Here is a 20,498-nt window from a genome sequence, read left to right as displayed (position 1 = left end):
TTTAAGAGTCTTGTATATGATATGATCGTCTTAAGTCGTATCAAGGCTCTTTCCATATAAGGAAAGGAGCAATTGTCATGTCAGAAAAAAGACGGGACAACAAAGGTCGAATCTTAAAAACTGGAGAGAGCCAACGGAAAGACGGAAGATATTTATACAAGTATGTAGATACCTTCGGAGAGCCACAATTTGTTTACTCATGGAAACTTGTACCTACGGATAGAATACCAGCAGGAAAACGTGATTGTATTTCACTTCGAGAGAAAATAGCAGAGATACAGAAAGATATTCATGATGGTATTGATGTTGTGGGTAAGAAAATGACACTTTGCCAACTTTATGCTAAACAGAATGCTCAAAGACCAAAAGTTAGAAAAACCACTCAAACTGGGCGTAAATATCTGATGGATATTTTGGAGAAAGACAAATTAGGTGTCAGAAGCATTGACAGTATCAAACCATCTGACGCTAAGGAATGGGCAATTAGAATGAGTGAAAATGGATTTGCTTATTCCACCATCAATAACTATAAGCGTTCTTTGAAGGCTTCGTTCTATATTGCTATACAAGATGATTATGTTCGGAAGAATCCATTTGATTTTCAACTGAACACAGTTATTGATGATGATACGGTTCCTAAAATTACCTTAACAAAGGAACAAGAAGAAAAACTGTTAGCCTTTGCGAAAGCTGATAAGACCTATAGCAAAAATCATGATGAAATTCTGATACTCTTAAAAACAGGACTTCGTGTTTCAGAGTTTGGTGGCTTGACACTTTCCGATTTAGATTTTGAAAATCGTCTTATTCATGTAGACCATCAGCTATTGAGAGATACAGAAATTGGGTACTACATTGAAATACCGAAAACCAAAAATGGTGAGCGTCAAGTTCCTATGGTTGAGGAAGTCTATCAAGCATTTCAGCGAGTGTTAGCAAAGCGTAAAAATGGTAAACGTGTGGTGATTGATGGATATAGTGACTTCCTTTTCCTTAATAGAAAGGATTATCCTAAAACATCAAGTGATTATTACTCTATGTTGAAAAATCTTGTGAAGAAGTACAACAAGTATAACGAGCATAAGTTACCACACATCACGCCACATATTTTGCGACATACATTCTGTACCAACTATGCAAATGAAGGCATGAACCCGAAAGCATTACAGTACATCATGGGACACGCAAATATAACCATGACATTGAACTATTACGCACACGCTACATTCGATTCCGCAATGGCAGAAGTGAAACGCTTGGAAAAAGGAAAGCAACAGGCACAAATTGCTTCTTAGTAGTAACAAATGAATTTACTACTTCTTTACCACTTTTGACAGCTAAGCCATAAGGAAATATACAAAAAAACATGAAGTATCTACCGACAGAAAAAATGCTCGAAACGCCATAGGATAAGGTTATACGAGCATTTAAGAAAATTTCAAAAGATAATCAGAAATTTATACTATGTTTTATTTAAAAAAATATAGATGTCAGTTACACTATCATTCAATGCTGCGAGGTCGCTATTACTATTTGGTGTGATAATAAATGCAGCATTTTAGCTGTTTCAGGATATACTGCAAGTTGTCTTTATTTATATTTCCAAGCTAAAAAGTGTCATGACAGGTAATGCAGCTGTGAAAGTGAATTGTGAATTAAACCTTGTTATTCAAAATTATTGTTTACATATTACGAAGGTGGAACGAGTTTTGAAAAAAGTTTGATAATAAAATGAAGCTTTCGGGAGTGGTGTGGCAAAGCGAAAATCTGAATCTCTACACTATTTCCTATTTATTAAATTATGGATGAACTTCTCCTCATTAATGGCCAGATTAAAAATCAACCTTCCGGCTATTGAAGGGGAGTATTTTTATGTCCTAGTTGTGTTGGGATGAAAAGCAAAACCTCAGAGGATATCTCTAATAAGTAGGAATCTGTAACAGAAATAAGATTGTGTTTACTCATAACAATTAATTTATTACACTCTATTCCCCCCTATAGACAAACCATTGATTCAATTTCCTGCGAGGATAATTTTTCTGTATATAAATAATCATAATACTTAAGAAGTGAAAAAACCTATTGACAATTAAATGATATCTGCTATATTAGTATTGTAAATACTAATATGTACAATATTTAATGGAGGTATTATCGATGGCTTTTTCATATGCTGAATGTCTTGTATTAGGATTAATCCATTCTGGTGCAGAATATGGACATGAGATTGACAAAACAATGGAGGAAATGAATATAAGATTATGGACGAAAACGAATCGAGCAACGATTTATCAAGCGTTAAAAAGAATAGAGAAGAAAGGATGGGTAACGGTTCATATAGAAAAGGTAGGAAATATGCCGGACAGGAAAAATTACCAATTGACTAAAGAAGGAGAAGAAGCATTAAGACAAATGGTGTCAGAAGGCCTTGCTTCGGAGGACATTGTCACTTTTGAATATTTAGTTACCATTGGATGGCTTGAAGTATTACCAAAAGATGATGTGATTGCGAAGATTGCTAAAAGAAAAAGTTTTGTAAAAGAGATTATTGAACAATACGATAGCAGCGAGATAGATGATGCTGACATATATATTGGACGAAGGGCGAATGTGAAATTTTTGCACTCTTATTATGAAATGGAATTAGAATGGCTGGAATGGTTAACTAATGAATTAACAAGTTGAAAGCAAGAATGTTAAAGGAGTAAAAAATATGATAGAAATCATAATTATTGGAGCCATTACTTTTACAATTATAGCTTTAGTCTTTCTTCTTGTTTTTTTCGGTACAAAAAAGGAAGGAAAGTTAAAGTTCAATGAAAAGAAATGGTGGATTATTGCTCATGTTTTCTTTGTCATTTTATATTTTGCAGGATTGTTAGGCGAATTAATGATGGCTATAGGTACTACTCAGTCATTTAGTGATGAACAAATTTATGCTGCCCATACATTTATCCTGTTTTTTGATAATTTTCTCATTATACCAGGCGGGTTTGGCTGTCTCATTACTGGAGTATGGATTGCAGTACGAACAAATTGGGGATTCGCAAATTATTATTGGATCATTATGAAATGGGTCGGAAATATATTGGCTATTTTGCTAGGTTCTACTATTATTGGTCTAAGAATTCATAATACCTTTCCGAGGCTTTTTTCCGTTGATTTGCATCCGCTGGAAAATCAGGCATATCTAGATAATCGATTCATGATGTTTGGTGGGATTATAGTTTGTCTCTGCATTTTAATTTTTTTAGTTGTTATTTCTTATTTGAAACCTAAAGGAAAAAGAAAATCCGATCAAAGGCTAAGAAAGAGCTCATAAAACAGAAAGGTGGATCATTAAAGTGGATTCGAATTATTTAGGAAACAACCATTTATTTGACGTAACGATTGTTGGAGGAGGACCAGTAGGATTATTTACAGCTTTCTATGCTGGAATGAGAAATATGTCGGTTCGTTTAATTGAAAGTCTCCCAGAGCTTGGTGGTCAACTTACTTCTCTCTACCCAGAAAAAAATATATATGATATAGCCGGCTTTCCTAAAATTAAAGCAAAAGAATTGATTTCGAATTTACAGCAACAAATGGAATTATTTAAACCAGTTATTACGCTAAATCAAACACTAGAAAAGGTAGAAAAGACTGAAGATGGTATTTTCAAGTTGATGACGACGAAAGGGATTTTTTATACGAAAACGATGATTATTACAGCGGGAAATGGTGCTTTTAAGCCAAGGATGTTACATGTTGAGAGAGAGGAACAGTTTCAACATAAAAATCTTCATTACTTTGTCAAAGATTTAAATGAATTTACCAAAAAGAATGTTCTTTTGTTTGGTGGAGGAGATTCAGCGGTGGACTGGGCTTTAATGCTTGAAAAAATTGCTAAAAAAGTAACGATCATACACAGGCGGAATGCTTTCAGAGCACATGAATATAGTGTTGAAAAACTCAAAAAATCAAGTGTTGCTGTAATGACACCATTTAAAGCGCAAACTTTGATAGGGGAGGAGCAAATAGAACATGTCGTTATTGAAGATATTAAAACTGGCGAGAAAAAAATCATAGAGGTAGATGATGTGATTGTAAATTATGGCGTTGTGTCTGAACTTGGAAGTATTCGTAATTGGGGAATTGGCATTAAAAAGAATAATATTCTTGTAAACTCCAAAATGGAAACAAATATCGATGGTATCTATGCAGTAGGGGATATTTGTACGTATCCAGGAAAAGTAAAGTTGATTGCAACAGGATTTGGAGAAGCACCAATAGCGGTTAGTAACGCCAAAGTACACATAGACCCCAAGTCAAGACTGCAATCTGTGCATAGTACAAAGCTTATGGAGAAAATATGGGTTTAGTCAATATTTTATGAAAATGAAAGGAGTGTTATCTTGGCTTTTATCATTACTTCACCGTGTATAGGTGAAAAGTCAGCAGACTGTGTGGAAGTTTGCCCGGTAGATTGCATTAAAGAAGGAAAAGATATGTATTACATTGATCCTGACATATGCATTGATTGTGAAGCTTGCGCAATGGTATGTCCTGTAGATGCCATATATTTTGAAGAGGATGTCCCGGAAGAAGAGCATAAATTTATTGAGTTAAATCGCCGTTTTTTTGAAAGTTAAGGGTGGAGATTCATGGAAGATTAAGCTAAAAGAATAGGACGAGTTGATGTTAAGTGGATCAACTGAACAAGTTGTGCATGTTATTCAAGAGACGTTTAAAATGAAAAAAATCTAACTTGTGGGGTTACAGAAAGCATATAAGTGTAAGTTTAACACCACTGCAATACGGAAATAGTGAGGTAATTAGCCTTGTGACAATAAAGACGCGATTACTATTTGCTATTTATTCGTAAGGTCAGCTTTTAGTAACTGTCAGCCGATATCCTTCATAAACAAAAGCCAGATTGGGTAGTTAATTATTGTTATTAAGGAAAACTTCGGAAAAATAACCAATAAAATAAATCGACAGTTGGACTATTTTTTCAAATGGTTCACCAAGCTCGCCCCAACAATTTTTATTGTACTTAACCAATTTCGCAGGCATAATTGGCTCCGTCTGATTTCCTATTAGATGGAAGGAATTTCATTTCCAGACGACGAAAGTATTAGTAGATAGAAAATTTTTATGCTTATTGTCGAACCAGTTAAGATTAGTTCGTCGTATAGATAGAAGCGAAATTATCCCAATCGTTTTTAAAAACAGACAATCTTCAGGTGAAGGAATGTTTGGAGCCTGTCGTTGAGAAAGGAGGAGTAATCATGAGATGGATGTATAAAAACGCTGCACGGTCATAGGGAGCATTTCCAGATTTTCGAGATCTTTTGGAAGGTGTATCCTTCCAAATACAGCTACTCATGGGATAGTATACAGGGTAGCTTCAATGATAAACTAAGTGTTCGAAAGAAAGGCTTTCATTACTAAAGGGAGGTAAACTTATATGCGATTCATGATCATTGTCAAAGCTACAACAGATTCAGAAGAGGGGATAATGCCTAGTGAGGAGCTTTATACTGCCATGCAAAGGTATCATGAAGAATTGGCGAAAGCTGGCGTTTTGCTCGATAGGTCCGGGCTACAGCCAAGTTCAAGTGGAATCCGGATTTCCTATTCGGAACCTGGAGGAAAACCTAAAGTCATTGATGGACCATTTACCGAGGCTAAGGAATTAATTGCGGGATATACGCTAATAGAGGTCAAATCAAAAGAAGAAGCGATTGAATGGGCACATCGTTATCCGGATCCCCATGGATTTGGACAAGGGGAGATTGAGCTTAGGCCATTATATGAGGTGGAGGATCTTAAGATTAATCCAGAATTGCTGATAAAAGATACCGATTTGGACAAGTGGGTAAGGGAACAGAAAAAAACGTGAGCTTAATCGATGCACATCGGACTATTGATGCAATATGGAGGATGGAGTCTGCAAAGCTCATTGCAACTTTAACCGGAATGATGCGGGATGTGGATATTGCAGAGGATCTTGCCCATGATGCTTTGGTAATTGCCCTTGAACGATGGCCGGAAATTGGTATTCCAGACAATCCAGGTGCTTGGCTGATGACAACGGCGAAACGGCGTGCAATTGACCTTATTCGTAGGAGAAAGCTACGTGATCAGAAGTATGAAGAAATTGCGCATGGTATTGATTTGTATAAAATGAATGATGCAGATCCTACTTTAGAGGGTGAGATTGGTGACGACCTACTTCGTTTGATTTTTATGACCTGCCATCCAGTTTTATCACAAGAATCCAGAGTTGCCCTAACACTTCGCCTGTTATGCGGACTTACTACAGATGAAATCTCACGCTCTTTCCTAACTTCCAAATCAACGATTGCCCAGCGAATCGTACGTGCTAAAAGAACCCTTAGGAGCAAAAATGTCCCCTTTGAAGTTCCAACAGGGAAAGCACTCAAAGATCGCCTGTCTGCTGTACTTGAGGTGATTTATCTGCTGTTCAATGAAGGCTATTCGGCAACAAGCGGTAAAGACTGGATCCGTCCTTTACTGTGTCAGGAAGGACTAAGATTGGGACGTATACTTGCCGAGATTGTCCCTTATGAAGCGGAAGTTCACGGGCTAGTTTCGCTTATGGAGTTTCAAGCTTCCCGGCTAAAAACTCGGGTTAGTGCTACGGGTGAACCCATAGTACTGTTGGAGCAAAATAGGGGCAATTGGGATAGATTGTTAATCCGTCGTGGGCAAGCAGCGCTTAATCGTAGTCAGAAGCTTGAAAACACTCTCGGTCCATACACGTTACAGGCTGCGATTTCTGCCTGTCATGCTGAAGCTCTCACTGCAGCCCAGACCGATTGGATTCGTATCGCTGCCCTTTACGAAGCACTTTCTAGAGTAACACCATCACCGATTGTCGAACTCAACCGGGCAGTTGCTGTATCCATGGCATTTGGGCCCTCTTACGCACTACAGATTGTCGATAAGCTAAGTGAAGAATCTTCTCTAAAGGGATACCATTTACTGCCTAGCGTTCGCGGTGATCTTCTGGTCAAGCTGGGACGGTTCGATGAAGCCCGTACAGAATTTAAACTTGCAGCGTCGATGAGCCGGAATGACCGTGAGAAGGAGTTTTTACTAAAGCGGGCAAAAGAATGTGAGCCCTGAAGGCATCGAAGAAACTTTTATCGACGCTTTGTCGATTATAGAGTTCTCCGTTCGTTGTCATAGTAAGGAAGGGTTAAGCATTCAAATTGAAAGGGTGTAGTGAATGCGTAAAAATACTATTCATTCACAGTACTTTTAATGGAGTTGTCACTGACGATCCATGTGAAGACAAAACCAACTTCTCGGTCTGGACAACTGACGTCAGCACGAAGGGGGAAGGTTCTGAGTATTTATTAAATAGGTTCGATACAGTTGATACTATTTTACTTGGCAGAGGAACCTATGAAGACCTCTCTAGAAAGTGGCCGTTTGTTAATGATTGGCCAAACGCCAGCGATGTAGATTCACGCCTAGGTGATAAGATAAACAACGCCCACAAACTAGTTGTAACTGGGGACCGTCCGCTCGACGAGCTAAAATGGGGGGAATTTAAAGCTCCAAAACAATTGACCGGTAGTAATATAGAGGAGCAAATTAAGGATCTAAAAAATGGAGACGGTGGCGATATTGTTATTTTTGGTAGTCCAACGCTCGTACGATCACTTGCAAACGCAAATCTTATTGACGAATATCAGGTCCTAGTGCACCCGGTGGTGGTCAACGTAGGCGAGCATTTATTTGACAATCTTAAGGAGCGGAAGGACTTCCAACTTCTGGACGTCAAAACACTTACGGATGGATCCCTCTTGATAACCTACGAACCCGCTAAAAGCTCAACCGGACAGTAAGCATTTGGTAAATACAAAGGAGGTAACAGCATATGAGAAAAGTAGTTTTAAGAATGAACATCTCTCTTGATGGATTTGTCGCGCCAGCAAGTGGTGCGCATGACTGGGTCTTTCGCAGTTTTGATGAAGAGTTGGAAATGGATACTGTCAATCAGTTTTGGCAAGTGGGAATCCATATTATGGGAAGGGTGACTTATCACGAAATGGCAGAGCATTGGCCATTTTCGACTGCTAAATTAGCCCCTCCTATGAACGAAATACCCAAAGTTATATTCTCCAAAACACTAAAGGAAACCAATTGGAATAATTCACAGGTGGTGGAAGGTGATATAGCTGAAGAAATTTATCATTTGAAACAACAACCAGGCAAGGATATCATGGCACATGGAGGTGGGAGGTTTGCGCAATCCCTTTCAAGGTTAGGTCTTATTGATGAATATCGATTAATTGTTAATCCTATTGTGTTTGGAAATGGAGTTCCTTTATTTAAAGACTTGCCCGATGCGATCAACCTAAAACTGTTAAGCACAAAAGCATATGAAAAAGGAGCGATCCTTCAGATATATCAACCAATGTAAGGGATGTTGAAATAGCACAAGAAAATGATCAAAGCTAACATCTATTATGTTATTCGATGCTTTAGACTACTTAGGCGTTGTTAACAAAGGGTTATGTCTGTAATGGTTAATCAGCCTTCCCACAAAGAAGGCTGGTTGTCATGTCGCATAAAAGTTTGACCTCTTATTAGCTGGCATTATTGAATAAGGTACGCTCATTTACTCTCATTTTATATTGAGAAATCGAAAAGAATTTCTCTTTAGATATATGTGATAATCCTGAAATTGGATTGCCCTCCTTTATTCATTTTAAATGCTATAAATGCCTTGACCCTTACGTGACATAACGGTATATATTAAAGTCACCGTTGAAAATAACCGAAATTGCGTATTATTTTGGTTAATTAGATACAGCTTGGCAAGACAATAAAATTAAAGTGTTATGAAATTATTTTACTGTTATTTATTCATACACAATATTAAATATCTTATACCTATATTGATCGTCATACCCTACTTATTTTAGTTGGGTTTTTTTGTGTCCTATAAATATTTTATAAAAATTTTGTTTATATATTGGCATTTCATAAACATTCTTGTTGAAGGTTATGAAAGGGGAAATCATCTCCCACCTTTGCAGTTGCGAAGGGAGAGGAAATGCATGATAGAACCATATCGAGATTTATTAATATTGGAAATGATGTAAGCATAATTTTAGTTCTAGTGTTTGGGAGTAATTTTAAAATGAATTTGTTATATGTACACAGAAATCCGTGTAACTAGGGAATGCAATTTGGTATATTAATATTATAATAAGAAACATTGTCCATTAAGGGCACTATTGTGGATAGCTTAATTTGGAATATTGTTGCTGGATTTATGAAGGTTCGTAAAGCTAATTAAAAAGGGTAATAGGATTATCGTGTGGAAGACAAACGAGAAAGTTTATTTAAACTTGAGCTTCTGCATTCTGCATTACCAGATAGTTATAAACTGGCTATGTATGGGTGTATGGAGAAATCTCTGGTGCAGACTTTTCTACACCGACTAAGGTCGAATCCGCCTTGTCGAAGGAGGAGCATGTTTTGGATGAAAAGTTATTATTAGTAGATGATGAAAAAGGAATATTGAAGATGCTGAAAAATCTTTTGCATCAGGAGGGCTATACTCAAATCTCAACGGCATCATCCGGGAATGAAGCCTTAAATTTGGTTGAGACTGTGGCTTTTGATTTAATTGTTCTTGATGTTATGCTGCCGGATATAGATGGATTTGAGTTGTGCCAACAAATTAGAAAAATAACCTCGGTGCCAATCTTGTTTTTAACAGCACGCACGGGAGATCTTGACATATTAATGGGGCTTGGAATCGGTGGTGATGATTATATCACCAAACCATTTAATCCTCTTGAGGTGGCAGCAAGAATACGAGCCCAACTTCGGAGACAGAACTTGATTAAGTCCTCCAATATAAGGCAGGAGGAAATTCTCGATTTTGGTATTTTTGCAGTTCATAAAAGCGCGGGACAATTGATTGTGAATGGCATTGATACACATTGCACGGCTAAAGAGTTTGAACTTCTTGTTTTTTTATGTGAGCGTCCGAATCGAATTTATACGGCTCAACAATTATATGAACAGGTTTGGGGATCCCCGCTTCAAGGTGACGAAAAAACAGTGGTCATTCATATCTCTAAACTTCGAAAAAAGATCGAGAAGAACCCCTCCAATTCTTGTATTCTTGTTAATATTAGAGGGATCGGCTATAAATTCGTTCCTCCATGTAAAGGTTGATGACTATGAAAGTAATGTTTCGTATCGTGGTTTATTTAATTATGACTTTTGTGTTAATGTTTATTTTTACTAGTGTCGTTCTTGCAGCAGTAAGTATACTTTTGCCGGAAATGATGGAAAAGGGTGTTACGCCTCTCGTGATTTTAGGTTCTATGTATTTCATATCTCTTATTGCTTATGGGTGGTACGTAGGAAAACCTGTATACTATATGATTCGATGGATTCATCATTTAGCCAACGGTGACTATCATCCACCTGTTCAACGCAATGAAATCTACTCCCAGAAAACGCATAAATTAAAGGGCTCTTATCGAGTATATAAAGAACTGATCGATCACCTGGAGACCTTAACACAAACTTTAGAAAACAACCACAGAGAACGGGAAAAGATGGATCGAATGAGAAAAGAATGGATGGCCGGCGTTTCTCATGACTTAAAAACCCCACTCACCTACATCACAGGGTATTCAACAATGCTATTGACTAGCCGGTTTCAATGGAGTGAAGAAAAGCAAAAGGAATTCTTGTTGGAAATCCAAGGAAAATCTGAACATATGAATGAACTCATTCAAGATTTAAATTTGTCATTCCGACTGGAAGGGTCAAACTTTCCTTTGAAAATGGAAAACACGGATGTGGTTGAACTTGTTCGCCGTACAGTTGCCGATGTAGCCAGTGCCCCGTGGGCAAATGGCTATCACCTTTCTCTTGAAACGGTTGATTCTCATCTTAATATGCGTATGGATTCCATACTTTTTCAACGGGCTCTTCGAAATTTACTGGTCAATTCGGTTACTCATAATCCTAAAGGGACACGAATCCGGGTAACTCTTCAAAAATTTACAGATGTCAAAATCACCATCGAGGATAACGGAAAAGGAATGGACGAGGAAACAGTTGAACATTTATTTCAAAAATATTATCGGGGGACATCTACAGATGCAATATCGGAAGGAACCGGTCTAGGAATGGCTGTTGCTCAACAGTTAATTTCTGCCCATAATGGACACATCTACGTAAATAGCCGTGTTAATGAAGGAACCACAATGCAAATTTTGATGCCACTGCCGAAATAATATCGATTTTGCTTGCTGTTTACCTAGATTTTACTTTCATTGATTACAATACTCTTAAAGCCACATATGTAATTGAGTGGAAGGAGAGAATGATTGTAATGGAACTGTTGATTGATCAAGTAAGTAAAAAATACGGGAGTAAGCAGGCACTGGGTGATTTTAGCTTGCGTTTGGGCTCGGGTGTCCTAGGTTTACTTGGACCCAATGGTGCGGGAAAATCTACACTTATGAAAATTCTTGCCACATTAATGCACCCAACGGAAGGTAAGGTTACTCTAGATGGAATTAACATTGTAAATAATCCCAAAGAATTAAGAAAGAACCTTGGTTATTTACCTCAAGACTTTGGGGTTTACCCGAATTTGAATGCGATTGAATTTTTAGAATATATGGCTGCTGTTAAAGGCTTGCCTATGAAGTTAGCAAAACTACGCATTCAAGATCTTCTGGAAGCGTTGAACCTTGCTCAGGACGCCAAACGGAAGATAGGTGGTTATTCGGGAGGTATGAAACAGCGTGTTGGTATCGCGCAGGCCCTTTTGAATGATCCCAAAGTTCTCATTGTCGATGAACCGACTGTCGGCCTTGATCCCGAAGAACGTATTCGATTCCGCAACCTCCTAGCGAATATGGCATCTGGGCGAATTATTATCCTGTCCACACATATCGTGTCTGACATTGAATCCCTTGCTTCTCAAATTGCTATTATGTCTGAAGGCAGATTGTTGCAACATACTCTACCTGAGGATCTTCTCGTTGAAATGGAGGGAAAAGTATGGGAGTGCACGGTTCCAAGCAGGAAACTGCCAGAACTTCAACAATCCCATGTGGTCAGCCGGGCATTTCAACGTAGTGATGGCATGCATGTGCGAATCATTTCTAATCGTCGCCCGTTCCCCGATGCGGAAATGATCGCACCAACGTTAGAAGATGCCTATCTTTACTATATCTCCGTGAGAACCGAGAACGGAGGGGACGAGGAATGATTAGTGTCATCAATCGTTGTATGACAACTACCCATTATAATCTTATCCGAATAACGAGAACTTATGGATTCCTCATCATGCTTGGAATAGTAATTACTCTTGGGTATTTCCTTGTCCCTCCTGCTGATGCAGGTTACCAAACCATGTATGTGGGTGAGGCACGCAGCATTTACAATTCTGCATGGATAGGTGCTGTTGCGGCACTTAGTAGCTCCCTGTTTCTTTGGCCTTTTGGTTTTTACCTTTTAAGGGGTAAGATTTCCGAAGACAGAGAGCGAGGTGTCGGTTCGATTTTGGCATCCAGTCCGATGAACAACTTCCATTATTTGCTTTCAAAAATGATCAGTAACTTTTTAACGCTTGCTGTCATGGCCGGTGTATTAGAGTTGGCTTTTATTGCTATGCAGTATATTCGGTGGGAAGAAACACAATTTGTGTTAAGTGATTACCTTTTACCTTATGTATGGATCGTTCTTCCCTCACTATGTGTTTTGGCTACACTTACGATTTTGTTTGATATTATCCCTTTTATGAAAGGTGTCATTGGCAATATCGTTTTTTTCAGTATGTGGACAGCGATTAGTGCTTTGAGTTTTTCAGGGGTTGGAACAATAGATATTTTTGGTTCCCAATTCATTTTTATTGAAATTTTAAATGGAGTACAACAGGAATTTCCTACATTAAGCGCAACTAACATGAATTTCGGATATCAAACAGCACAATCTCTTTTAATTTTTGATTGGACAGGGATTACATGGACAAAAGACCACGTCACAGCACGACTATTTTGGTTGTTGATTGGTACCTTCTTATTTCTGATCTCGGTACTGATTTTCCAGAGAGACTCTCTTTTACCTTTGGAAAATAGAATATCTGCCCGGAAAACGAATGCTGGTCTTGCACAGGACCGGATAAGGCATCAGCCTGAAGGAATAGAAGCTATCCATTTACAACCAGTCGAGGGAGTAAGGAAATATTCATTTTATTACATCGTTCGTTCTGAACTGAGGCTTATGTTTAGAGATGTCCCTATTTGGTGGTATGGCGTAGGGATGATTTTGTTACTGCTTACCATGTTTGTTCCACTAAGTTCAACGAAAATATTTCTATACTTTATTTGGTTATGGTTGATCCCATTGTTGGCTCCTATAGGAGCGAAAGAAAAAATGTATCGAACGGAGCAACTGTTGTTTTCCAATGTTCCTCCCTATATGCAATTATTTGCTGTCTGGCTTTCAGGAGTATTCATTTCGTTCCTAATAACAAGTGGTGGGACAGTTCAAATGATAGTGGGAGGTGATTGGGGTTGGTTAAGCGCTTGGATAACAGCTGTCTTGTTTTCTCCCACTTTAGCATTAGCAGCCGGTATATGGGCAGGGACACGGAAGCTTTATGAGGCGATATTTGTAGTTTGGTGGATCATGGGACCAGTGCAAAATGCACCCTATTTGGACTTTACGGGAATTCAAGGAAACCACCTCACTTACGCCTATCTATTATTGACAGCTGGTTTAGCCATAGCGGCAATGATTGGGAGAAAGCGACAAATTCACAGATGATTTTCTCAACAATTGATCAAATCACTTTCAAGTTAATTTCAAAATAAAGACTTGTGGTAATAAGTCAAGGGAAAAATGATAAAAGCTAAAGATTTAAACCGGTAATTTTTTGAAAAAGAGCGCACTTAACTAAACCCGCGCCAAAACAGGAATAATTGTTTTGGTTTTCTTGTTAGGATTCAAAAGTATTTTTTACTTTTGATTTATACGCTCCTTTCTGGCGTGTAGAGTTGGTGATTGCGTAGCAGCACATCCACCAAACGCACAAGTTTTCTCGCAGTCATAACGAGTGCTCTTTTATGCTTGTATTCCGGAACCTCATTGTATTTTTTCAGGTGAAATTCACGGTAAACAGGTTCATTTCGTTGCACAGAGTTGGCAGCTTCAACTAAGTAATAACGAAGATACTGATTTCCCGTTCTTACCTGTGGTGTACGTTCCGATTCAAACTCACCGGATTGCAATTTCTTCCAATACAGTCCGGCATACTTGGCTATTTTGGTTTGATCATCAAAGCGATCAATTTGTGCGAGCTCGACAGTAATGCCTGCTGCATAAACATCGCCAATGCCTGGAATGCTTTTTAAACATTGGACTTCCGGTATAATTTCAAACAAGGCTTTAATTCCTTTTTCCAGTTCCTTAATTTGATTTTTTAAAGTTTGGATTAATCGAGCATATGTCGCCAGGACAGTATAAAACCGATTCCTGCATTACTTTTCCTAGACGATAGGAATCACGGGTTGCTTTTTGAATGTTTTTTACCAATTGTTCAGGATCACTAAATCGACCTTTACCCTTCTTTTGTAAGAAAAGTGCTAGTTCTTCCAACTCCATATTGGCAATATCATCCAATGAAAAGAATCGGTAAACAGTTCCATAATCTGTTTGGCACCCTGTATATCATTTAGAAATGTGGTTTCTTTCAAGCGGTTATCCTCGCTATCAAGGAAACATACATCAAGTTTTTTCGAGCTAACGTCAATACCTACGAATAATTTCACGGAAAGGATCTCCTTTCAGTTGATTTTGGAATAAGCTTGGATACTGCGGGATATCCCTAGAAACAATTGTATGACAACAGCCTCGCTTATGAGTATTCCGTGGCACACCCCTAAAAGCTACCCAATACCTATTAATATTGGTTTAGGGATGCACCGATACAGCTTGTGTGGTTTGCAGTACAACAATTGTCTGGGTCACAGTCTTAAATCGTAGTTGAACTGCAGGAGGAAAAGGCATAATCCCAGTTGGATCCATTCCAATTTTATTATCTAAGGACATCACGCAATATCCAAGCAAGAAATCTTGTAAAAGAGTGTAGGTAAATATTGCATACCATTTAAATGCTGGCTCATGTGCTTTTAACCGCCACCATTGACTTTGCTTTTGTCCGTGTTGTGTTTTGAACGCAGGCTCGGTCAAAATAAAGCCTAGAGGCTCACCTGCAATCAATGGTAACACGGACAACCGATTCTAAGTATTCGCTGGCTGGGGCTCCGTACCCTTTCCATCGCCTACTAAGAATCGGGCGCTACAGTAAATGGCAAGCAGCAAGCTGTGGCTCAGAGCGTTAAAGAGAGTCAGTTGAGAACCTGATCAAGTCAATCAAGAATTTTCAACACATATTCAATTTTTAAGGAACATTTTTTGATTTTAAATATATTATACGAGGAGATAATACAATGAAAAGGTTTATAAGAATATCTCTAACTGTTGTAGTCATTGGTATATTTTCGGTATCGGTATCAGGATGTTTTGGTAACTTTTTTGGGAATAAGTCCGAAAAAATAGATATGAAAAAGTCACTCGATGCTGAAGGGATTAATGAAATTACAATTGATGGCGAATTGGTAGAAATACACATTCATACGCATAATCAAAATAAGATTAAAGCAGAAGTAACGGGAAGTGTCAGCAAAAACTTGGTTGCCGACTTTCAAGCTGATACCAGTGGAGAATCGGCAACCATCAAATTTTCTCAGGATCAAAAATTCCCAATTTCTTATGATTCGTCTGAACTGATTCCTGAATTAAATGTGTATATCCCAGATAAAACGTATGAAGCATTGACTCTGAAGACAAGCTTTGGGGATATCATGTCAGAAAAAGAGCTATTAGCCAAAAGAATAAATGTCAGTGCTGATGAAGGGGATGTAGTTCTAAATGGGTATCATGGTGAACTTATTAAAGGTACCATTAATTTTGGAAATATTACACTTCAACAACTTGATGCTTCGGTTAATCTCAAATCGGATGAGGGAAATGTAAATATCTCTCCTACTGCTGAACTGAAAGGTCAGAACCAAATCAATGCCAAGTTTGGAGATGTGAAAATAAAACTACCGAGGGAACCTGAAGGACTCTCTCTTGATCTTAAAACGAATTTCGGAGAGATACATTCTGATTTTTCAGTTGTCAAATCAGAAAACGGTGATGAAAACGTATTAAAAGGAACGATTGGAAAGCCTAAAGCGAATAGCCCGACTCTTTCGATTATTACTGATAGTGGAGATGTTTCATTAGTTCAATAAGAATTTATGTCGCTTAAATGATAATTGATAAATATACAAAAAATTCTTTACTTAATTTAATGAGGATAGAAAGGGTTCGAAGCGGCGTAGTTTCGAGCAGCGGAATTATGAATTTAGCTACATGAGCAAACGTTCCTGCAACATCTTTGGTGAAAACGGCACATCTTTGTCGGGATCGGCACATCCTTGGTTGAAACGGCACATCCTTGGTTGAAACGGCACATCCTTGGTTGGAATCGGCACATCTTTGGTTGAAACGGCACATCTTTGACGAAATCGGCACATCTTTGGTTGAAACGGCACATCTTTGACGAAATCGGCACATCTTTGGTTGAAACGGCACATCTTTGACGAAATCGGCACATCTTTGGCGGAATCGGCACATCTTTGGCGGAATCGGCACATCTTTGGCGGAATCGGCACATCTTTGGTTGAAACGGCACATCTTTGGCGGAATCGGCACATCTTTGGCGAAATCGGCACATCTTTGGCGGGATCGGCACATCTTTGGCGAAATCGGCACATCCTTGGTTGAATCGGCACATCCTTGGTTGAAATCGGCACATCTTTGGCGGAATCGGCACATCTTTGGCGGAATCGTAGTGTTCCATTGTAAAGACAAAAAAATGAAGAGAAGTATCCAGCCAGTCATAACAAGGAATCCCGAAAAGAGGGAGTCCAGAATTTCGAAGATGAATCCAGTCGTGGCATTTTTCAGAACCAACTTTTTCTCTAACATTTGTCTAAATTCTATACAGTTGCCTTAAAGGCAATGTCATTTATTTATAAAAGGGATGACAAGAAAACCTTAACCTTTAAATAATTTTTGCCACCAAGATTTTGATTTTTCTTCTTTAGTAGATTCAATTAATTTTTTATTTTGTTCAAATGAGTTTTTTAGTTGTTGTTGTGTTAATAGCCGATCAAGCTTTTCAATTGTATCGTTTAATTTCTCCTGGAAGGCATTCAATATTATTTCTCTTTCTTCCTCGATTGCGCTTTTTATAATTTCTTGTAGTTCACGTTTTGATAAACGTATTGTATCTGATATAAACGCTTGGCGTTTGTTTAGCGTTTTTGTTTTCAAAATCCGTTGAAGCAATTGCTTTTATAGCGTCTGAAAAGGGTACATTGTTTGAAAGTAATTTTTTTAATTCTCTTAACGCCTTAAAATCGCGTTCATAATAAATGAGTTGTTCTTTCTCATTTCTATTAAAATTATAGCCTTCTTTTTCTAATTCAATAGACCATCTTCTTAGTGTTGATGTGGTGATTTCTAACTCAATTGCGACATCTTTTGAGAAGTATCCAAATTCATTTTTCGTAGCATTTATCACCCCGTTCATTAGTTATTCAGTATACAAACTAGTATAACCTTTTTTGATGAGAACGGGGATGTCCTATTTAAGTACAGGGAAGAAAATCCCTATTTTTAGGTCGAAAATTACTAATTTGTTTAATATATATTTTTTTAAAAAATATATGATGATATAAATTGAATGAGGGAAGCTAATGAAAGTTCTTTACCTACTGCTTTTTGCTGTTAAATAGTAAGATCAAATCCGGCACAACTGCCTACTCTCCATGTTAATTTATTCGTTGTTCTGTTTAAATTTGCATTAGGGGGGGTCTCTAGTAAATGCTTTAACCTCAAATGCAGTTAGTATACCTGTAGATGCTGATTTATTATTAGTTTGGTAATCATGAAGAAATAGTTTTTCTTCCTCAACATCAATAGGTTCATCATCGTTTTCTATCATATCTTCTTGGTAATCTCTAATAATCTCTTCTTGACTTAATTGACTAGTTTCATAGGTTCCTTTTTCAATATCAATTACGATTGAATAACCCTTTATCCCGTCTTCATCTACTCCATCTTCTATTGTCACTTCATATCCTTCTTCTCCTTCGTAATCTACAAACTTCTCTACATAAATTTCTTAGAATTCCTTCACACTAGTGCTGGTGGCGTCTAAAAAAACCTTTTCTGAAGCAAAACCTGTTGGAGCAAATACACTTAAGCTTAGCAATATTAATAATGGGCCAAAAAGAACTTTTAATTTATACATTTAATCACCTTTTCTGTAATTATTTGTATTATTGATTGTACAACATATAATTACAGAATAATAGAAATATTAGATATAATATAGCGGAAGGAGGAAAATAATGATATATACATTTATTTTTTATGCATCCTTAATAGCTTCTACAATAGGAGTAGTCCTTTCATTACTTGTATTCTCTTGGCAGTTTATGTTAACAAGCTTTTTTTTATCATTACCTTATATATTATATTTATCAGCGACCCCTAGGTTTTCTTGGCTTTTCATTTACCCTATAATCTTATTAGTTACATCAGTTCTATTGTTTTTTTATGACAGAAAAAATAAACAAAAAAAACAAGCAAGAGGAGAAGTAAATAATGATTGGTGGTGAGTTTTAAAGATAGAAATACTTTTTAGAATATAAGATTTTTTTGTATCTGGAAGTATCTTGATATTTTTTCTCTAGTGCTGTATTTACTTTTAATTCGCTCTTTTTTTTCTAGTAAATTATTAAGTGTTTTTGTCTGCTACTTTAGCTATTCTGTTTATCAGGAACTATGATACAATAAAAAAAGAAAGCCATCTCGGGCGTTTGGTGTACGTCCTCAATAATTATTAGATGGCAACACACCATGAAAAAGGCTACCTTCTTGCGCGGTTGGTAGTCTTTTTCATTTTGAATATGTAATTATATTAGTGAACGGTTAATGCTATAAAGAAAAAATGTAGTCCTTTTTGTATTGGAGAATCCTATAACAGTAGTATTGTGAACGAGTCGGTATAATGCTAGATAATATAATAGTTTTAAATTAACTAAAAAATAAACTGGAGGGGAATATTTAATATGAAAAAAGTTTTTGTATTTGTTTTAGTTTTGGCGCTTTTTGTTAGCATGCTACCACTTAATTCTTCGGCGGCAACGAATGTTAGTATTGAGAATGAAGATGTTCAAAATGTGTATGGAGATTATGACGATACAGAAGTAGGTATAATGATCAACCCAGACCCTACTGGAAATGTAACAAAAATAAGAGCTTGTATAAACTTGTATAAATAAGAAAGTAAAAAGCCAGTGGAAAAGTATAACAGGCGCAACATTAATAAGCCAAGCTATTGATGATATTTTGAGTAAAAGATGGAAAAGTGGTGCAAAAAACTAGTTAAAGCAGGAGCGAGAGGGGGAGCTATAGCAATAGCTGGCTCACTTAGTGTGATTTATATTAGTTGTGTAAATCAGTATTCGTAAAATGAATAGAGGGTATTACATATAACAGAAAAATAAGTGGTTTTGTCCGTTAAACTTGTATGCCGACAGCGTGCCAGTTTTTGCTTTTGCTGAGTACGGCTGTCGGTACGAAAAACGAAACGGTTTCAGAGAGCCCCTTTTGCTAAGAAGCTAGATTCCGTTGTCGAACGTATGTAAGAAACACTAACCTTTGTACGACTCATTCCATGTCATATAAAGCACTATATGAAATTATTCTGAATGATATTCAAAAGCATGTAAGGAACATGGAAGCGTTAGGAAATCAGTTTGTGGAAGAAATGCGTGAGCTAAGCGAAATGAGTGGAAATAAGAAAATACATCAATTTAAGCAAGAGCTGGTAACGTTGGAAAAGCGTATTGAAGAAATTGATCGTATCATTATGAAACTCTTTGAGCAAAATGCATTAGGAAAAGTTACAGATGAACGCTTTTCCAAGATGTCGTTGACCTATGAATCCGAACAAAAAGAAGTAACTCAAAGGTATAAGGAATTGCAATCTAAGGTAAATACCGAAGAAAAGAAAACAGCAAGTACCAACAAATTTATGGAGACTATCCGCAAGTACGAGACAGTTACTGAATTAAATCGTTCTATGCTTTGTGAACTCATTGATTCCATTTATGTGTATCAAGTGGAGGGAATAGGTAGAGAACGAAAGCAACGAGTAGAAATTAACTATAGATTTCTATCAGGGTCTCAATGTGGTATTGCCTGATGGGAATGGTAGAACTGGAAGAATGGTAATGAATTATTCATTGATAGAGAATGGCTTGCCACCACTTATTATTAGGAAGGAAGATAGAGGTTTATATTAT

22 protein-coding genes and 1 pseudogene are annotated in these 20,498 nt (G+C 37.3%); 17 read left to right on the top strand and 6 right to left on the bottom strand.

What is annotated here, in order from left to right:
• Positions 1-77 precede the first annotated feature (77 nt).
• The 13 genes from SPD89_RS03570 (at position 78) to SPD89_RS03510 (ending at position 13,833) form a co-directional block, all read left to right on the top strand.
• Complete coding sequence (locus tag SPD89_RS03570; RefSeq protein ID WP_336260587.1) at positions 78-1,295, top strand: tyrosine-type recombinase/integrase; 1,218 nt, start codon at positions 78-80, stop codon at positions 1,293-1,295.
• Between the two features lie 862 nt (positions 1,296-2,157).
• Positions 2,158-2,685: a PadR family transcriptional regulator gene (locus tag SPD89_RS03565; RefSeq protein WP_336260586.1), complete on the top strand. Its 528-nt coding sequence runs from the start codon at positions 2,158-2,160 to the stop codon at positions 2,683-2,685.
• Between the two features lie 28 nt (positions 2,686-2,713).
• Positions 2,714-3,322, top strand: a complete 609-nt coding sequence (locus tag SPD89_RS03560) for a DUF2269 domain-containing protein (RefSeq protein ID WP_336260585.1) — start codon at positions 2,714-2,716, stop codon at positions 3,320-3,322.
• A gap of 22 nt (positions 3,323-3,344) precedes the next feature.
• Entirely contained in the window at positions 3,345-4,361 is a 1,017-nt protein-coding gene (locus tag SPD89_RS03555; protein WP_336260584.1) for an NAD(P)/FAD-dependent oxidoreductase, read from the top strand.
• 33 nt (positions 4,362-4,394) lie between these two features.
• A complete protein-coding gene (locus SPD89_RS03550) occupies positions 4,395-4,631 on the top strand; it encodes an indolepyruvate ferredoxin oxidoreductase subunit alpha (protein WP_336260583.1) in 237 nt (78 codons plus the stop codon).
• Positions 4,632-5,449: 818 nt separating this feature from the next.
• Positions 5,450-5,884 (top strand): YciI family protein, encoded by a 435-nt coding sequence (locus SPD89_RS03545; RefSeq protein WP_336260582.1) that lies wholly within the window; start codon positions 5,450-5,452, stop codon positions 5,882-5,884.
• Between the two features lie 41 nt (positions 5,885-5,925).
• Positions 5,926-7,134, top strand: a complete 1,209-nt coding sequence (locus tag SPD89_RS03540) for an RNA polymerase sigma factor (RefSeq protein WP_442961034.1) — start codon at positions 5,926-5,928, stop codon at positions 7,132-7,134.
• An 86-nt stretch (positions 7,135-7,220) separates the two neighbouring features.
• On the top strand, positions 7,221-7,862 hold the full coding sequence (locus SPD89_RS03535; protein WP_336260581.1) for a dihydrofolate reductase family protein: 642 nt from the start codon (positions 7,221-7,223) through the stop codon (positions 7,860-7,862).
• A gap of 32 nt (positions 7,863-7,894) precedes the next feature.
• Positions 7,895-8,440: a dihydrofolate reductase family protein gene (locus SPD89_RS03530; protein ID WP_336260580.1), complete on the top strand. Its 546-nt coding sequence runs from the start codon at positions 7,895-7,897 to the stop codon at positions 8,438-8,440.
• A gap of 1,064 nt (positions 8,441-9,504) precedes the next feature.
• A complete protein-coding gene (locus SPD89_RS03525; RefSeq protein ID WP_336260579.1) occupies positions 9,505-10,212 on the top strand; it encodes a response regulator transcription factor in 708 nt (235 codons plus the stop codon).
• Positions 10,213-10,217: 5 nt separating this feature from the next.
• Positions 10,218-11,288 (top strand): sensor histidine kinase, encoded by a 1,071-nt coding sequence (locus SPD89_RS03520; protein ID WP_336260578.1) that lies wholly within the window; start codon positions 10,218-10,220, stop codon positions 11,286-11,288.
• A gap of 98 nt (positions 11,289-11,386) precedes the next feature.
• Positions 11,387-12,274, top strand: coding sequence for an ABC transporter ATP-binding protein (locus SPD89_RS03515; protein WP_336260704.1), 888 nt, complete (start codon positions 11,387-11,389; stop codon positions 12,272-12,274).
• Positions 12,271-13,833 (top strand): hypothetical protein, encoded by a 1,563-nt coding sequence (locus SPD89_RS03510; RefSeq protein ID WP_336260577.1) that lies wholly within the window; start codon positions 12,271-12,273, stop codon positions 13,831-13,833. Before SPD89_RS03515 ends, SPD89_RS03510 begins: the two co-directional genes overlap by 4 nt.
• Before the next feature lie 203 nt (positions 13,834-14,036).
• Here the strand turns inward: SPD89_RS03510 and SPD89_RS03505 are convergent.
• Both SPD89_RS03505 and SPD89_RS03500 read right to left on the bottom strand, forming a co-directional pair.
• Positions 14,037-14,694, bottom strand: a pseudogene (locus SPD89_RS03505) (transposase); the annotation flags it as partial.
• Between the two features lie 285 nt (positions 14,695-14,979).
• Positions 14,980-15,288: a hypothetical protein gene (locus SPD89_RS03500; protein ID WP_336260576.1), complete on the bottom strand. Its 309-nt coding sequence runs from the start codon at positions 15,286-15,288 to the stop codon at positions 14,980-14,982.
• 230 nt (positions 15,289-15,518) lie between these two features.
• Here SPD89_RS03500 and SPD89_RS03495 point away from each other — a divergent pair, with 230 nt between their 5' ends.
• Entirely contained in the window at positions 15,519-16,367 is an 849-nt protein-coding gene (locus tag SPD89_RS03495) for a DUF4097 family beta strand repeat-containing protein (protein WP_336260575.1), read from the top strand.
• 13 nt (positions 16,368-16,380) lie between these two features.
• Here the strand turns inward: SPD89_RS03495 and SPD89_RS03490 are convergent, their stop codons facing one another.
• From SPD89_RS03490 to SPD89_RS03475, 4 genes are all read right to left on the bottom strand, one after another.
• Positions 16,381-17,019 (bottom strand): hypothetical protein, encoded by a 639-nt coding sequence (locus SPD89_RS03490; RefSeq protein ID WP_336260574.1) that lies wholly within the window; start codon positions 17,017-17,019, stop codon positions 16,381-16,383.
• Positions 17,020-17,175: 156 nt separating this feature from the next.
• Positions 17,176-17,337, bottom strand: a complete 162-nt coding sequence (locus SPD89_RS03485) for a hypothetical protein (protein ID WP_336260573.1) — start codon at positions 17,335-17,337, stop codon at positions 17,176-17,178.
• Between the two features lie 49 nt (positions 17,338-17,386).
• Complete coding sequence (locus SPD89_RS03480; RefSeq protein ID WP_336260572.1) at positions 17,387-17,704, bottom strand: MerR family transcriptional regulator; 318 nt, start codon at positions 17,702-17,704, stop codon at positions 17,387-17,389.
• A gap of 282 nt (positions 17,705-17,986) precedes the next feature.
• Positions 17,987-18,256 carry a hypothetical protein gene (locus tag SPD89_RS03475; protein ID WP_336260571.1) on the bottom strand — a complete coding sequence of 90 codons (270 nt, stop codon included), beginning with the start codon at positions 18,254-18,256 and terminating at the stop codon, positions 17,987-17,989.
• A 280-nt stretch (positions 18,257-18,536) separates the two neighbouring features.
• Between SPD89_RS03475 and SPD89_RS03470 the strand changes: the two genes are divergently transcribed.
• The 3 genes from SPD89_RS03470 to SPD89_RS03460 all read left to right on the top strand — a co-directional run bounded on the left by SPD89_RS03470 (position 18,537) and on the right by SPD89_RS03460 (position 20,398).
• A complete protein-coding gene (locus SPD89_RS03470) occupies positions 18,537-18,806 on the top strand; it encodes a hypothetical protein (RefSeq protein WP_336260570.1) in 270 nt (89 codons plus the stop codon).
• Between the two features lie 453 nt (positions 18,807-19,259).
• A complete protein-coding gene (locus SPD89_RS03465) occupies positions 19,260-19,472 on the top strand; it encodes a hypothetical protein (RefSeq protein ID WP_336260569.1) in 213 nt (70 codons plus the stop codon).
• Positions 19,473-19,927: 455 nt separating this feature from the next.
• Positions 19,928-20,398 (top strand): DUF4368 domain-containing protein, encoded by a 471-nt coding sequence (locus tag SPD89_RS03460; RefSeq protein WP_336260568.1) that lies wholly within the window; start codon positions 19,928-19,930, stop codon positions 20,396-20,398.
• Positions 20,399-20,498 lie beyond the last annotated feature (100 nt).

This window comes from Pseudogracilibacillus sp. SO30301A (genome assembly GCF_037072025.1).
Taxonomy (GTDB): Bacteria; Bacillota; Bacilli; order Bacillales; family Amphibacillaceae; genus Pseudogracilibacillus.
The sequence above is the reverse complement of the archived record's forward strand: the minus strand, read 5'-3'. Positions and strand labels throughout refer to the sequence as shown.